Consider the following 15,335-nt stretch of genomic DNA (forward strand, 5'->3'; position numbering starts at 1 on the left):
AGTGGGGGAGTGAGCAAAGCCAGGGCATTCGCCGACGCGGCCTGTCACACGGCCCCGTACGAGCGGACAGTAGGGGGTGACCTCCGGTCGTGACCGGTATGGGTGTGGAGGTGGGCGCGCAGGCCGCGCGCTCCCGGGCTCTCGCCGTGCTGCGGATCCGCAGCCGGGCGCTGGCCGTAGCCCTGCTGCCCGCGGCCGTCGCGGTCGTGCTGCTCGTCGGCGGCTCGACCGGTCACCTCACCGGCGGGGCCTGGCCCGTGACGCGCTGGGTCGTGACGGGCCTCGCCGGTCTCGTCCTCCTCGCCGCCGCGGGCGTCGCGCTCGTCGTCGCCCGCGCCCGGCCCGCCGTGAGCCCCACGGTCCCGATCGCGGAGACGTCCGCTCCCGACCTGTACCGCATGGTCCGGGACCTGGCCGACCGCCTGGACGTCCCGCCCCCCTCGGCGATAGCGCTCACCCCGGACTGCGACAGCTGGCTGGAGGACCGCACCCACCCGGCGCACGGTCCGCCGCCGACCGGGGCCGGGGACGAGATAGCGGGCGTCCGGGGAGCCTCGGCGCAGGTCCACCGCACCCCCGCCGCCCCCGTCCTCGTCATCGGCTCGCCGTTCCTGTGGTGGATGCGCGTCGGTGAGCTGCGCGCGGTCCTCGCCCCGGTCGTCGCCGGTACGGGACCCTCCGCGCACCCCGACATAGCCGCGGCCCGCCGTTTCGTACGCGGACTCGACGCGGCCGTCGCCGTGGCCTCGGCGCCCGCCCACGGCCCCGTGGTCCGTACGGTGCTGGCCGGTGTCGGCTGGGTGACCCGCCTGCTGCTGCGCAGCTGCCGGGGCCACGCGGCCGAGATGGAGCGGGGAGTGGCGGCCGCCGCCGCCGAGCGCGCCCAGGCCGTGGACTACGGCCTGCGGATCGTCGCCCAGGAACAGGTGGGCCTCGCCTACGCGGGCTGGGACCGGCTGCTGAACCGCGTCGCGCTGCCCGCCTGGCGGATGGGCCGCTGGCCGTCCCGGCTGGACGCGGGTGTCGTCGCGGCCCTCACCGAACTCTCCCGCCGCGACCGGCTGGCCGAGGGCTTCACCTCGCGCCTCGGTGAGCGTCCCGCCTGCGACCTGCTCGAAGAGCCCGGCACGGTGGACGAGGCGGCCTCGCTGCTCGCCGCCCGGCTCTTCCACGGCGGCCCCGCGGAGACCGGACCCGACTGGGCCCCGGTGGACTGGCAGGAGTACCCGGACGAGGTCGTCGACCGCACCTGGCGGGCCGACGCGGCCCGGCTGCACCGGGTGCTGGACGCGCTGGGTGTCCGCCACTCCTCGGACCCGGCGGTTCCCGACCGGGGCGGCCCGACGCTGGCCCGCGTACTGGACCACCTGACCGCACCGCCGACCGGAGCCGCGGCCGGCACGGGGACCGGCGCGGGGACCGGCGCGGACACGGCTGAGGACCCGGACACGGACACCGGCGTCGGCCCGCACCCCGCCGCCGGGACGGCCCCGGGGGCGGAGCCCGCTCCCTTCGTCGGCCGCCGCCGCGGAGCCTACGAACAGATGGGCATCGACGAGGAGGACGGCGACCTCGGCCTCGGCAGCGAACGGACGGCCGCGCTCGCGGCCGGGCTCAGCGCGGAGCTGGCCCGGGACGACGCGGCGGTGGCGGCCGCGGTACCGGGGGGCGGCGCGGAGCAGCCGGGACCGGACCTGGCGTTCTGGGAGGACGGGATGCTCCCGCTCTTCCCGCTCCAGCCCCCGCGCACCGGACGCGAACTGCTGGCCGACCACGTCACCGCGATGGTCTGCTGCGCCGCGATGGACACGGCGGGCGCGGCGCCGGGCCTCGACTGGCTCGACGGACCGTCCCTCCTGGTCGGCGGGGAGCGCGCCGCCGACCTGGGCCCTCGCGTCCTGACCCTGGTCGAGGACGGGGACCCGGCTCCTCTCCGGGACTGGCTCCGCCGCCTCGGCGTCCGGCCGGAGAAGCCGGTCCGGCTGGTCTGAGCACGGCGGCGACGCGCCGGTGCCGGGACGAGTGCCGGTTCCGGCGCCCGGTGGGTGGGACCCTCCCACTCATCCCGGTCCGGATCCCTCCGTTCCGTTCACGTCAATTCGCGACGAACGGTGACGGAGTGCGTGCGTAATGTGATGTGCTGGGACCGATCGCGTGCGGGGCGACGGCCGGCGCGCAGGGCAGAGCAAGAGAACCGACGGGGGCACCGAGGGAGGGGAGCAGGCATGGGATCGGAACAGATCCGCCGCTGGGAGTCGGGAGCTCTCGCGCACGCCGTGACGGACCCCTTCGGCCAGGGACCCGTGCCCTGGCTCCGCGGCGACGAGCAGTACTTCGACGACACCGGGCACGTCGTCCCCTGGTACATCGACCACGCGCCGGGCGCCACCCTCCTGCGCGACGCCACGAAGCCGGTGAAGGGCGCCATTCCCCAGCCCAGGATCGGGGGCCCCCGCTCCGCGGACGACGTGCACCGCCAGATCAAGGGCTTCGCCTCCAACGGCGCCGCCGCACCGGGCGAGTCGATCGATTTCCACGTCACCGTCGACCCGCCGCAGGAGTTCAGCGTCGACATCTACCGCATCGGGCACTACGGAGGCGACGGCGCCTGCAAGATCACCACCAGCCCCCGTCTCTCCGGGATCGTCCAGCCACCGCCGCTCACCGCCGACAGAACCGTCTCCTGCCATCACTGGTGGCTGTCCTGGCGCCTGCAGATCCCGACTTACTGGAGCATCGGCGCGTACGTGGCCGTCCTGACCACCGCCGACGGCTACCGCTCCCACGTCCCCTTCACGGTCCGCGACAACCACCCCGCCGACCTGCTGCTCCTGCTCCCGGACATCACCTGGCAGGCGTACAACCTCTACCCGGAGGACGGCCGTACGGGCGCCAGCCTTTACCACGCGTGGGACGAGCACGGCCGGCTCCTCGGCGAGGCGGACGCGGCGACGACCGTTTCCTTCGACCGCCCCTACGCCGGCGCCGGCCTCCCCCTGCACGTCGGCCACGCCTACGACTTCATCCGCTGGGCCGAGCGCTACGGCTACGACCTCGCCTACGCCGATGCCCGCGACCTGCACGCCGGGCGCGTCGACCCCTCCCGCTACCGCGGACTGGTCTTCCCGGGTCACGACGAGTACTGGTCGCCGGCCATGCGGCGCACCGTGGAACTCGCCGGCGGAAACGGCACTTCACTGGTCTTCCTGTCCGCCAACACCATGTACTGGCAGGTGGAGTTGGGCCCCTCGCCGTCCGGGGTCGCGGACCGTCTGCTGACCTGCCGCAAGCGGCGGGGCCCCGGGAAGCCCGCGCTCTGGCGCGAGATCGACCGGCCCGAACAGCAGCTGATCGGCATCCAGTACGCGGGCCGGGTCCCCGACCCGCACCCGCTGGTCGTACGCAACGCCGACCACTGGCTGTGGGACGCCACCGGCGCGCACGAGGGCGACGAACTGGAGGGCATGGTCGCGGGCGAGGCCGACCGCTACTTCCCGCGCGCCCCGCTGCCGGAGCACCACGGCCGCATCCTCCTCGCCCACTCCCCGTACCGGGACAGCGAGGGCGCCGTCCGTCACCAGGAGACCTCCCTCTACCGGGCGCCCTCCGGCGCGCTGGTCTTCGCATCCGGGACGTTCGCCTGGTCGCCGGCCCTGGACCGGCCGGGCCACGTCGACACGCGGGTCCAGCGGGCCACGGCCAACCTCCTCGACCGCATCTGCAAACGGGACTGACCACACCCCGCGCCACGCACCCGCCGGGCGGAAGGCGCCGGACCTCCCCGGGCCCGTCCGGGCACCCCGTGGCCGGAACCGCTCTCCGCGTACGGGAGAATCGAGCCACTTGGACAGAAATACGGGGAGGAACCGTGTCCGGATTCGTCGAAAAGCCCGAGCCCCTCCAGGTCCCGGGTCTGGTGCATCTGCACACCGGCAAGGTGCGCGACCTGTACCGGAACGAGGCGGGCGACCTCGTGATGATCGCCAGTGACCGCCTGTCCGCCTACGACTGGGTGCTGCCCACCGAGATCCCCGACAAGGGCCGGGTCCTCACCCAGCTCTCCCTGTGGTGGTTCGACAAGCTCGCCGACCTGGTCCCCCATCACGTCCTGAGCACCGAACTCCCGCCCGGCGCCCCCGCCGAGTGGGCCGGCCGCACCCTGATCTGCAAGTCGCTGCGGATGGTCCCGGTCGAGTGCGTGGCCCGCGGCTACCTCACCGGCTCCGGGCTCCTGGAGTACGACGCCTCCCGGACGGTCTGCGGACTCGCCCTGCCCGAGGGTCTCGTCGACGGTTCGGAACTCCCCGCGCCGATCTTCACCCCCGCCACCAAGGCCGAGGTCGGCGAGCACGACGAGAACGTCTCGTACGAGGAGGTCGCCCGTCAGGTCGGCGCCGAGACCGCTGCCGAGCTGCGCAGGACGACCCTCGCGGTCTACGGCCGCGCCCGCGACATCGCCCGCGACCGCGGTATCGTCCTCGCCGACACCAAGTTCGAGTTCGGCTACGAGGACGGCACCCTCGTCCTCGCCGACGAGGTGCTCACCCCGGACTCGTCCCGTTTCTGGCCGGCCGACGCGTGGGAGCCGGGCCGTGCCCAGCCGTCCTTCGACAAGCAGTTCGTCCGTGACTGGCTGACGTCCCCCGAGTCGGGCTGGGACCGCAGGAGCGAGCAGCCGCCGCCCGCGCTCCCGGCGGAGGTGGTGGAGGCGACCAGCGCCAAGTACATCGAGGCGTTCGAGCGGCTGACCGGCACCAGCTGGAGCTGAGGACGCCGGAGGGCACACGCAGAAGCCCCCGGCCGGAGGCCGGGGGCTTCTGCACCGGAGCGGACGACCAGGTTCGAACTGGCGACCTCAACCTTGGCAAGGTTGCGCTCTACCAACTGAGCTACGTCCGCGTGCGCTGTGGTGCGAGAGCAACTATACCCAACCTCGCTGCCGTGCGAGACGCACTGCCGCGTGGCGGTTCTCCGCGCCGAGTTTGGAGACGGCGGACGACAGATAGTTCCGTACCGTTCCCTGCGACAGGGCGGCCCGCTCCGCGATCTCCGCGACGGGCGCCCCGTCGGCGGCGAACTCGAGGACCTCGGCCTCCCGCGCGGTCAGCGGGGAGTCCCCGGCGGAGATCGCGTCGGCGGCCAACTCCGGGTCCACGTAGCGGTTTCCCGCGTGCACGGTACGGATGATCTCGGCGAGCCGCTGGGCGCTGACGGTCTTCGGGACGAAGCCGCGCACACCTGCCGCGAGGGCCCGTTTCAGATGACCGGGCCGTCCGTGACTCGTCACGATCAGCACCCGGCAGCCGGGGAGTTCGGCCCGGAGCGATGTGGCGACGCTCACACCGTCCGCCCCCGGCATCTGGAGATCGAGCACGGCGACGTCGGGCAGATGCGCCCGCGCCATCGCCAGCGCCTCGGGCCCGGTGGCCGCCTCGGCGACCACCACCAGGTCGTCCTCCAGCGCCAGCAGCGCGGCGAGCGCTCCCCGGATCAGGTGCTCGTCGTCCGCGAGCAGCAGACGGACGGGCGGTACGGGGGGCGGGGGCGGGAGGGGTGTCATGATCCGACCTCGTTCACTCGACGCGACAGGGGCGCCTCGGACGGACCCGGCATCGGCCCGGACGGCTCGGACGGCTCGGAGGGGCCCGGTTCCGGCGGACGCGGGCCGGACAGCTCCGGTCCCGGCGGATTCCGGTCGGGGAGATGCGCTTCCGGTCCCGGCCGGTCCGGCATCGGGACCTCGACGGTCAGACGGAACGTGCCGCCGTCGGCCGGCCCGGCCCGCAGGGTCCCGTCCAGCGCGGTCAGCCGTTCCCGCAGGCCCACGAGCCCGGAACCGCCAACCGTTCCCGTGCCGCGACCCGTTCCCGTGCGGCCACCGGTTCCCGTGCCGCCACCCGGCCGCGGGCCGTCACCCGTTCCCGAGGCCCCCTCCGGCCGGGAGCCCCCGCCGCGCCCGGCGTCCTCCCCGCCCGGCCGGGCGTCCGCCTCCGCGCGGGGGGCCGCGGCGGCCGCGTCCGGCACTCCGTCGTTCTCCACGGTGAGGACGACCGTCCCCTCCGTCACCCGAAGCGAGACCCCGCACCGCCGCGCGTCCCCGTGCCGCAGCACGTTCGTGGTCGCCTCCCGTACGACCCAGGCGAGCGCCGACTGCACCTGCGCGGGCAGTCCCGCCGTGGAGCCGGTCACCTCGCAGGTGATGCCCGCGGCCTTCAGCACGCCCTGGGCGCCCGCGAGTTCGACGGCGAGATCGGCCTCGCGGTAGCCGCGTACGACCTCCCGCACCTCGCGCTGCGACTCCCGGGCCAGCCGCTGCACCTCGGTCATCTGGTCCACGGCCTCCGGCCGGCCGCGCCGGGCCAGCTGGACGGCGAGTTCGCTCTTCAGCGCGATCACCGCGAGGTTGCGGCCCATCACGTCGTGCAGATCGCGACCGAAACGCAGCCGTTCCTCGGCGACCGCGAGGCGGGCCCGGGTCTCGCGGGCCGCGTCGAGCGCGTACACGGCGTCGAGCAGCCAGACGGAGAAGGCGGCGGTGAAGGTGAGGAACCCGGCGGCGAGCAGGACCGTGGCGGCGGTGATCAGCGCGGCCGGCCCGGGGAAACCGAGCGGGAACGACGCCGCGCCCGCGCCCACCGTCGCCCCGAACACCACATGCGTCATCCGGCGCCGGTCCCGGGTGCCGAGGGCGAGGGTGCCGGTGCCGAAGGCGATGACGCCGACGAACATCGAGGCGCCCAGCCGTACCTCGGCGTCGGTCGCCGGACGCCAGTCCGTGCCCGAGAGGGTGAGCGCCACCACGGCCACCAGGGCGGTGGCCGCCGCCAGCGCGATCAGCATCCGCCGGGGACGCTCCCGGGTGCCGCGCGCCCAGTCCAGCGCCCTCGACGCGGTCGCGGCGCAGAGCACGGAGTGCGCGCACACCAGCGGGAACAGGAACCACGGCAGCGTGCCGGACACGTTCGAGAACAGGGGCAGTCCGATCGAGACGACCTCGATCAGGGCGAAGAAGTGGAACGACCACCGTGTGTACGTCTCGACCTTCGCCGGCGTGCTCTTGCCCCGCCACCAGCCTCCCGGCCCGCTCATGCCGACCTCCGAAGGTCCGTGGTCACCGCCGCGGCTCCCAGCGGAACCACCGCCGTACAGCAAACACGGCGAACACGATCCAGGCCACCGCCGTGCCGATCGCGCCCAGGGCGTCGTGCGCGGACAGGCCGCCGGTCCAGCCGCCGCGGACCAGGGTGATCACCGGGGTGAGGGGCAGCAGTTCACAGGCCGAGGCCAGCGCGCCGGGCATCATCTGGAGGGGGACGAACGTGCCCGAACCGAGCAGGGACAGCAGCGTCAGGGGCATGGCGGCCACCTGCGCGCCCTCGACACTCCGGCTGAGGCTCGCGGTGACGGCCGCGAGCGGAGGCCACATCGCCAGGCCCAGGAGCAGTCCGAGGACGGCGAGATGGGGGGCTTCGGGCGCCCCGACGTGCAGCACGGCGGCGCACGCGACGGTCAGGGCCAGGCACTGTAGGAGACCGATCGCGAGCGAAGGCAGGGCCGCGCCCGCGAGGATCTCCGCGTCCCGCGGTTCGCCGGTGCGCAGTCGTTTGAGGACGAGTTCCTCGCGGCGGGCCGCGTACACGCTGACCAGTGAGCCGTAGACGGCGAAGAGGAGGGAGAAGCCGACGGAGGACGGCAGGACGACCGAGCCGACCGAGAGGCCGGTGCCCTTCAGATCCATCTGGCCGACGGTCGAGCGCAGGCTGAACGGCAGGGCCACCGGCACGAACACGGCGGCGGCGAGCGTCGCCCTGGTACGGCTCAGCAGGGTCAGCTCGGCGCGCGCCAGCGCTGCCATCCGCCCGGCCGCCGTGGTGGTCCCCGCACGGGGAGCGGTCGCGGTCGCCGCGCTCATGCCGCGACCCCCGTCTCCGCCGTCGCCCCGGCCCCACGGTCGCCGGACCCGGACCCGGACCCGGACCCGTTCGCGGATCCGGAGCCCGCGCCGGCCGCGTCCCGCGCGATGCGCAGGAACGCCTCCTCCAGGGAGGCCTGGCGTACGTCGAGCCCCCGCAGGTCGACCTGTTCACCGCGGGCCCACACCAGCAGCTCCGTCGCGGTCCGCTGGAGTTCGTCGGTGCGCAGCCTGACGGTCCGGCCGGCCGTCTCGTGGCCGGTCACGCCGAGCGTGCCGAGCGGCGGCAGGTCGCCGAGGAAGTAGCCGGCGGGCAGTTCGAAGGAGATCCGGGACGGCTGGGACGCGGTCACCTCGGCGGGGGTGCCGGCGGCCGCGATGCGCCCCTCGTGCAGCACCGCGAGCCGGTCGGCGAGCTGTTCCGCCTCCTCCAGGTAGTGCGTGGTCAGCAGCACGGTGGTGCCGGTGTCGCGCAGCTCCCGTACCAACTCCCAGGTCTCCCGGCGCCCTTCGGCGTCCAGCCCGGTCGTCGGTTCGTCGAGGAAGAGGACCTCGGGGCGGCCGAGGAGGGCGAGCGCCAGGTCCAGGCGGCGCTTCTCGCCCCCGGACAGCTGCTTCACCCGTACCCGGGACCGCCGGGTGAGCCCCACCAGGTCAAGTGCCTCGTCCGCGGGCCGTGCCCCGCTCGTGCAGCCCGCCCACATCCGTACGGTCTCGGCGACCGTCAGTTCGGAGGGGAAGCCGCCCTCCTGCAGCATCACGCCGATCCGGGGGCGGACGGCGGCACGCTCCTCGTACGGGTCGTGCCCGAGGACCCGGACCCGTCCGCCGGCCGGTGGGGCGAGGCCCTCCAGCAGCTCGACCGTGGAGGTCTTGCCCGCCCCGTTCGTCCCCAGCAGTGCGAAGAGTTCACCACGGCCCACGGAGAAGGTGATTCCGCGCACGGCCTCGAATTCTCCCCCGTACACGCGCCGCAGATCGGTGACCTCGATCACCTCGTCGTGCTCGTTCGTGTTCATGGAATCAGCGTCCCCGTGGACCCGGCGCGTCAGCAGTGCGCGGTGTCATCACTCCGCATGACACATGTCAGTCGCCCGTACGCCGGTGCTTCCCGTCGATCCCTTCCGCCGGCTTCCGAGGGATGGCCGGGTCCTTCGGGAAGGTCCTCCGGCACACGCCCCGGGCACGGACCCTCATCACGCGACGCGGACACGCGCTTTCGGCACATGTGCGGGGCGGGCGGCGGATCGTGGACACCTCGGGCGGATCACGGGTCGGGCGGACATACGAGAAAGACCCCGGTCGACTGACCGGGGTCTTTACTTCCTGGAGCGGACGACGAGGCTCGAACTCGCGACCTCAACCTTGGCAAGGTTGCGCTCTACCAACTGAGCTACGTCCGCATTTTCTCCCGACCGGCTTTCACCGATCGGTGCGAGCACCACCCTACCTGATCGATAAGGGTTGCAGAGCGGGTGACAGGAATTGCACACTGCGCCTTCCCCCTGGAAGGGGGATGTTCTGCTACTGAACTACACCCGCGTGACTCCTCGGGGTTCGGGCCTTTCGGCCTTGCCCCTCGGCGTGTTCCAGACTGTAGCTGATCACCTGGGGGTCTGCGCAAGTCGGTTGCCGCGGGGGGCCGCTGACGGGCCCTCGTGGGCACCCCCGGCGGTGGGGGGCGCCCCGGCGCGAGGAGGGGCGCGGGCCTCAGTGGGCCTCGGCGAACGCCTCGTAGACCTTCTTGGGGATGCGGCCGCGCGGCGGCACGTCCAGCTTGTTGGAGCGGGCCCAGGCGCGGACCGCGGCCGGGTCGGGCGTCAACGCGGTGTGCGTGTAGGCCTTCCCGGACTTCGACCGCTTGCGGCCGGCCTCGACGTAGGGCGCGAGGACCTTACGCAGTTTCTTGGCATTGGTTGGATTGAGGTCGATCTCGTACGACTTGCCGTCGAGTCCGAAGGCGATCGTCTCCGCCGCTTCCGAGCCGTCGATGTCGTCAAAGAGAGTGACCACGACACGCTGCGCCACGAATATCGGTCCCTTCGTGCGACACCTCTGCGATCACGCCCCATGACGTGCGTGGACGTCACGGAGTTGTCGGGGAGATGTCGACTGTCCGGCTGTTATTGGGCAAAGTATCGGCTATTGCCAATTCCTTTGTACAGTGCCGGGCATTGCATTGTGAAGTCCGACTAAATCCTTCCGCGTGTCCGGAGGCAATGGGGTCCCACCGCTCTTCAGCGGTTTTTCCCAGGATTTTCCGTGCGGGCCCCCGTGCCGATGCGAGATCGTGATCGGGGTCACGTACGATTCTACGAATCTACGCGGGTAGAAATTTTGTACGGGTAGTCTGAAGGGACCTGCTCAGCACCACACACCGGGAGTGCCAGTGGCACGCGTCGTAGTCGACGTCATGCTCAAGCCGGAGATCCTCGACCCCCAGGGCCAGGCGGTGCAGCGTGCACTGCCGCGTCTCGGTTTCGAAGGCGTCTCCGACGTACGTCAGGGAAAGCGATTCGAACTGGAAGTGGACGGACCGGTCGACGACGCCGCGCTCGCCCGCATCCGTGAACTGGCGGAATCCTTCCTCGCCAACACCGTGATCGAGGACTTCACCGTGAAGGTGGAGGACGAGAAGGTGGAGGCAGGAAAGTGACCGCTCGTATTGGGGTCGTCACTTTTCCGGGCAGCCTCGACGACCGTGACACCCAGCGCGCGATCCGGCTCGCGGGCGCCGAACCCGTCGCCCTCTGGCACAAGGACAAGGACCTCAAGCAGGTCGACGCCGTGGTGCTGCCGGGCGGATTCTCGTACGGCGACTATCTGCGGGCCGGCGCCATCTCGCGCTTCTCGCCCGTGATGGAGACCGTGATCGACCAGGCGAAGGCCGGACTGCCGGTGCTCGGCATCTGCAACGGCTTCCAGGTCCTCACCGAGGCGCACCTCCTCCCCGGCGCGATGCTGGGCAACAACCACCTCCACTTCATCTGCCGCGACCAGAAGCTGCGGGTGGAGAACGCGGGCACCTCCTGGACGGCCGAGTACACGTCCGGCCAGGAGATCCACATCCCGCTGAAGAACATGGACGGGCGGTACGTCGCCGACGAGCGCACGCTCGACATGCTGGAGGCGGAGGGCCGGGTCGCGTTCCGTTACGTCGACGTCAACCCGAACGGCTCGCTGCGCGACATCGCCGGCATCACGAACGAGGCGGGCAACGTCGTCGGTCTGATGCCGCACCCGGAGCACGCCGTCGAGCCCCTCGTCGGCTCCGGCCGCACCGACGGCCTCCCCTTCTTCACCTCGATCCTCAAGAAGCTGGTCACCGCATGAGCCGCACGCCTCTGGACACGGTCGAGAACGCGGCCGCGACCCCCGACGTCGAGCTGCCCTGGGCCGAACTGGGCCTGAAGAAGGACGAGTACGAGCGCGTCGTCGAGATCCTCGGCCGCCGGCCCACCGGCGCCGAACTCGCCATGTACTCCGTCATGTGGTCCGAGCACTGCTCGTACAAGTCGTCCAAGGTGCACCTGCGCCAGTTCGGCGAGAAGGCCCCGCAGTCCGACGCGCTCCTCGTCGGCATCGGCGAGAACGCCGGTGTCGTGGACGTGGGCCAGGGCTACGCCGTCACCTTCAAGGTCGAGTCGCACAACCACCCGTCGTACGTCGAGCCCTACCAGGGCGCGGCCACCGGCGTCGGCGGCATCGTGCGCGACATCATCGCGATGGGCGCCCGCCCGGTCGCCGTCGTCGACCCGCTGCGGTTCGGCGCGGCCGACCACCCCGACACCAAGCGCGTCCTGCCGGGCGTCGTCGCGGGCATCGGCGGCTACGGCAACTGCCTGGGCCTGCCCAACATCGGCGGCGAGGTCGTCTTCGACGCCTGCTACCAGGGCAACCCGCTGGTCAACGCCGGTGCCATCGGCGTCATGCGGCACGAGGACATCCACCTCGCCAAGGCGTCCGGCGCGGGCAACAAGGTCATCCTCTACGGGGCCCGCACCGGCGGCGACGGCATCGGCGGCGCGTCGATCCTCGCCTCGGAGACCTTCGACGACGCCAAGCCGTCGAAGCGTCCCGCCGTCCAGGTCGGCGACCCCTTCCAGGAGAAGCTCCTCATCGAGTGCACCCTGGAGGCCTTCACCGAGAAGCTGGTCGTCGGCATCCAGGACCTCGGCGCGGCCGGCCTGTCCTGCGCCACCAGTGAGCTGGCGTCCAACGGCTCCGGCGGCATGCGCGTCACCCTGGACGACGTACCCCTGCGGGACTCGACGCTCTCTCCCGAGGAAATCCTCATGAGCGAGTCGCAGGAGCGCATGTGCGCGGTCGTCGAGCCGGAGAAGGTCGCCCGGTTCCTGGAGATCTGCGACAAGTGGGACGTCATCGCCACCGTCATCGGTGAGGTCACCGACGGCGACCGGCTGGAGATCTTCTGGCACGGCGGCAAGATCGTCGACGTCGACCCGCGCACGGTCGCGCACGACGGTCCGGTCTACGAGCGCCCGTACGCCCGCCCCGAGTGGCAGGACGCCCTCCAGGCCGACGACGCGAACAAGCTGCCGCGGCCGGCGACCGGCGAGGAGCTCAAGGACCAGGTCCTGAAGCTGGTGAGCTCCCCCAACCAGGCCTCCAAGTCCTGGATCACCTCCCAGTACGACCACTTCGTGCAGGGCAACACGGTGCTGGCGCAGCCCGAGGACTCGGGCATGATCCGCGTCGACGAGGAGAGCGGCCTCGGCGTCGCCATCGCCACGGACGGCAACGGCCGGTACGCGAAGCTCGACCCGTACACGGGTGCGCAGCTCGCGCTCGCCGAGGCCTACCGCAACGTGGCGACGACCGGTGCCAAGCCGCTCGCCGTCTCCGACTGCCTGAACTTCGGCTCGCCCGAGGACCCGGCCGTCATGTGGCAGTTCGCCGAGGCCGTCCGCGGTCTCGCCGACGGCTGCCTGCAGCTGGGCACCCCGGTGACCGGCGGCAACGTCTCGCTCTACAACCAGACGGGCGAGGCCGCCATCCACCCGACCCCCGTCGTGGCCGTGCTGGGCGTCATCGACGACGTCGCCCGCCGCACGCCGGTCGCCTTCCAGGAGGAGGGCCATCTCCTCTACCTGCTCGGCGACACCCACGAGGAGTTCGGCGGTTCGGCCTGGTCGCAGGTCGTCCACGACCACCTCGGCGGACTGCCTCCGCGGGTCGACCTGGAGCGCGAGCGGCTGCTCGGCGAGATCCTGATCTCCGCCTCCCGCGACGGCATGATCGACTCCGCGCACGACCTGTCCGACGGCGGTCTGATCCAGGCCGTGGTCGAATCGGCGCTGCTCGGCGGCAAGGGCGCGCGACTGGTCGTACCGGACGGGCTCGACGCGTTCACCTTCCTCTTCTCGGAGTCGGCGGGCCGCGCGGTCGTCGCCGTCCCGCGGTCGGAGGAGCTGCGCTTCAACGACATGTGCGGTGCGCGCGGCCTGCCGGTCACCCGCGTCGGTGTCGTGGACGGCACCGAGGCCGACGCCACCGCCGTGGTCGAGGTGCAGGGCGAGTTCACGCTCCCGCTGACGGAGCTGCGCACGGCGCACGAGGGGACGATCCCGGCGCTGCTCGCGTAGCACCGGAGCCCTCGGAGCCCTCGGGGCCCCGGCCGGGAGGAATCCCGGCCGGGGCCTTCGCACGCCCGTGCCCACCGAGCGCGGCCCCCCACCGCCTACCCTGGGGATCATGCCTCCGGCCAGGAAACGCGCCCGCGCCTACGACCCCGTCAAGACCCGCGCGGCGGTGCTCGCGCAGTTCGCCCATGTGCGCGACGGCGTACGCGGCCTCGACGAGGAGCGGCTGGCGCGCCCCTCGGGCCTCGGGGACTGGAGCGTGCGGGAACTGGCCGCGCACGTCACGACGGCCCTGGAGAACGTCAGCCGGGGCCTCGACCAGCCGGAACCCGCGGGCCGGGAAGTCGCGCTGCTCGACTGGCCGCTCGCCACCGCCGGACGGGCGGACGACATCGCCGCCGGCACGCGCCGGCTGGCCGCGGACCACCCCGACCTGGACGCGCTCTACGCCCGCGTCGGGGAGCGGTTCGCCGAACAGCTGGCCGCCGCCCCCGACGGGCGGCCGCTCGCCACCCTCCGCCGCACCGCCGGTTCCACCGCGGAGGCCGGCGCCCCCACCGGCGCCATGACCCTCGCCGACTACCTCGTCACGCGCACGGTTGAGCTCGTCGTGCACACCGACGACCTGAACCGCGCCGCCGGGACCGACATCCCCTTCGACCGGCAGGCCCTGGCGACCTGCACCCGGCTGCTCGCCGACGCGCTCGCCGCGAAGGCGCCCGGCGCGTCGACGGAGGTGCGGATCCCGCCGTACGCCGTCGTGCAGTGCGTGGAGGGCCCCCGGCACACCCGGGGCACGCCGCCCAACGTCGTCGAGACGGACCCGCTGACCTGGATCCGGCTCGCGACGGGACGGACGGACTGGCGGACGGCGCTGGACGAGGCCAGGGTCGCCGCGAGCGGGGAGCGGGCGGACCTCGGCCCGCTGCTGCCGCTCATGGGCTGACCGGCGCCCGCACGCCGCCGCGACGGGCTCCCGCCGGCCCGGGGGAACCGACCACCCCACCCGTCCCGTCCCATCGCCATGGACAAGCAGCGACTGACCCTCAGCGTCCTGACCCTGCTTCCGCTCGCCGTGGCCTGTGGCACCGGGACGGACCCGTCGTCCGTCGGCGTGGCAGGGGACGGTGGTGTCACCGGTGTCCACTGGAACGTCGACAGCCTCACCGTCGACGGGCGGACCACCCGCTCGCCGGGCGGCGCCTATCTGCGGATCGACCGGGACGGCCGGGTCAGCGGCAACCTCGGCTGCAACGGCTTCGGAGCGACGGCCACCGTCCGGGGCGACCGCCTCGACCTCGGCTCCCTGCGGACGACGGAGATGGCCTGCGGGAAGACCCCGATGGCCTTCGAGGAGGGTCTGGCCCGCGCCTTCGACGGGGACACGCTCACCACCGCGGTCGAGGGCGACGGCCTCACCCTCACCACCCACGCAGGCGACCGCGTCGCCCTCACCAGGGAGGCGGACGCCCCCCTCCTGGGCACGAAGTGGACCATCACGTCCGTGGGCGGCGGCGACGTGGCCGGGTCCCTGCCCGCCGGAGCCTCCGCGTACCTCGTCCTGGACGGGCACCGGGGATCGCTTTCCGGCCGCCTCGGCTGCAACAGCGTGTCCGCGAAGGCCACCGTCCGCGACGGACATATCACCCTCGGCGCCCCCAGGACCACCCGGATGGTGTGCGACGCCTCACTCATGGACACCGAGCGGACGCTGCTGCGCCTCTTCGACGGCACGGTGGACTACGTGCTGGATCACCGCAGCCTCGCTCTGACCAGCGCAAACGGCACGCAGGTGACGGCGGTCGCCGAGGAGTGAGCCG

General features: G+C 72.6%; 13 protein-coding genes and 3 tRNA genes. 8 read left to right on the plus strand and 8 right to left on the minus strand.

Annotation, left to right across the window (positions count from 1 at the left end; genetic code table 11):
• The first annotated feature begins 98 nt into the window (after positions 1-98).
• The 3 genes from OG776_RS22295 (at position 99) to OG776_RS22305 (ending at position 4,768) form a co-directional block, all read left to right on the plus strand.
• Positions 99-1,991, plus strand: a complete 1,893-nt coding sequence (locus OG776_RS22295) for a hypothetical protein (RefSeq protein WP_187285630.1) — start codon at positions 99-101, stop codon at positions 1,989-1,991.
• Positions 1,992-2,225: 234 nt separating this feature from the next.
• Positions 2,226-3,734, plus strand: a complete 1,509-nt coding sequence (locus OG776_RS22300; RefSeq protein ID WP_148009166.1) for a N,N-dimethylformamidase beta subunit family domain-containing protein — start codon at positions 2,226-2,228, stop codon at positions 3,732-3,734.
• A 134-nt stretch (positions 3,735-3,868) separates the two neighbouring features.
• The gene (locus OG776_RS22305) at positions 3,869-4,768 is read left to right on the plus strand and encodes a phosphoribosylaminoimidazolesuccinocarboxamide synthase (protein ID WP_148009165.1); all 900 of its coding nucleotides are present in this window, start codon (positions 3,869-3,871) and stop codon (positions 4,766-4,768) included.
• A gap of 58 nt (positions 4,769-4,826) precedes the next feature.
• On the opposite strand, the gene OG776_RS22310 is transcribed toward OG776_RS22305, so the two are convergent.
• The 8 genes from OG776_RS22310 to OG776_RS22345 all read right to left on the minus strand — a co-directional run bounded on the left by OG776_RS22310 (position 4,827) and on the right by OG776_RS22345 (position 9,940).
• A tRNA-Gly gene (locus OG776_RS22310) sits at positions 4,827-4,899 on the minus strand.
• Between the two features lie 22 nt (positions 4,900-4,921).
• Positions 4,922-5,560, minus strand: a complete 639-nt coding sequence (locus OG776_RS22315; protein ID WP_329326471.1) for a response regulator transcription factor — start codon at positions 5,558-5,560, stop codon at positions 4,922-4,924.
• Positions 5,557-7,089 carry a sensor histidine kinase gene (locus tag OG776_RS22320; RefSeq protein WP_329322409.1) on the minus strand — a complete coding sequence of 511 codons (1,533 nt, stop codon included), beginning with the start codon at positions 7,087-7,089 and terminating at the stop codon, positions 5,557-5,559. Before OG776_RS22320 ends, OG776_RS22315 begins: the two co-directional genes overlap by 4 nt.
• 22 nt (positions 7,090-7,111) lie before the next feature.
• Positions 7,112-7,912 (minus strand): ABC transporter permease, encoded by an 801-nt coding sequence (locus tag OG776_RS22325; protein ID WP_148009163.1) that lies wholly within the window; start codon positions 7,910-7,912, stop codon positions 7,112-7,114.
• Entirely contained in the window at positions 7,909-8,931 is a 1,023-nt protein-coding gene (locus tag OG776_RS22330; RefSeq protein ID WP_148009162.1) for an ABC transporter ATP-binding protein, read from the minus strand. Before OG776_RS22330 ends, OG776_RS22325 begins: the two co-directional genes overlap by 4 nt.
• A gap of 308 nt (positions 8,932-9,239) precedes the next feature.
• Positions 9,240-9,315 (minus strand) — tRNA-Gly (locus tag OG776_RS22335).
• A 67-nt stretch (positions 9,316-9,382) separates the two neighbouring features.
• Positions 9,383-9,454: transfer RNA gene (locus tag OG776_RS22340), tRNA-Gly, on the minus strand.
• Between the two features lie 168 nt (positions 9,455-9,622).
• On the minus strand, positions 9,623-9,940 hold the full coding sequence (locus OG776_RS22345) for a histone-like nucleoid-structuring protein Lsr2 (protein WP_148009161.1): 318 nt from the start codon (positions 9,938-9,940) through the stop codon (positions 9,623-9,625).
• A gap of 361 nt (positions 9,941-10,301) precedes the next feature.
• Here OG776_RS22345 and purS point away from each other — a divergent pair, with 361 nt between their 5' ends.
• The 5 genes from purS to OG776_RS22370 all read left to right on the plus strand — a co-directional run bounded on the left by purS (position 10,302) and on the right by OG776_RS22370 (position 15,331).
• Positions 10,302-10,568, plus strand: coding sequence for a phosphoribosylformylglycinamidine synthase subunit PurS (gene purS, locus OG776_RS22350; protein WP_148009160.1), 267 nt, complete (start codon positions 10,302-10,304; stop codon positions 10,566-10,568).
• On the plus strand, positions 10,565-11,245 hold the full coding sequence (gene purQ / locus OG776_RS22355; RefSeq protein WP_148009159.1) for a phosphoribosylformylglycinamidine synthase subunit PurQ: 681 nt from the start codon (positions 10,565-10,567) through the stop codon (positions 11,243-11,245). Before purS ends, purQ begins: the two co-directional genes overlap by 4 nt.
• Positions 11,242-13,518 (plus strand): phosphoribosylformylglycinamidine synthase subunit PurL, encoded by a 2,277-nt coding sequence (purL, locus tag OG776_RS22360; protein ID WP_148009158.1) that lies wholly within the window; start codon positions 11,242-11,244, stop codon positions 13,516-13,518. The genes purQ and purL overlap by 4 nt, the downstream gene beginning before the upstream one ends.
• Positions 13,519-13,627: 109 nt before the next feature.
• The gene (locus tag OG776_RS22365; protein WP_148009157.1) at positions 13,628-14,461 is read left to right on the plus strand and encodes a sterol carrier family protein; all 834 of its coding nucleotides are present in this window, start codon (positions 13,628-13,630) and stop codon (positions 14,459-14,461) included.
• Between the two features lie 78 nt (positions 14,462-14,539).
• A complete protein-coding gene (locus tag OG776_RS22370; RefSeq protein ID WP_148009156.1) occupies positions 14,540-15,331 on the plus strand; it encodes an META domain-containing protein in 792 nt (263 codons plus the stop codon).
• Positions 15,332-15,335 lie beyond the last annotated feature (4 nt).

This window comes from Streptomyces sp. NBC_01689 (genome assembly GCF_036250675.1).
Lineage (GTDB): Bacteria > Actinomycetota > Actinomycetes > Streptomycetales > Streptomycetaceae > Streptomyces.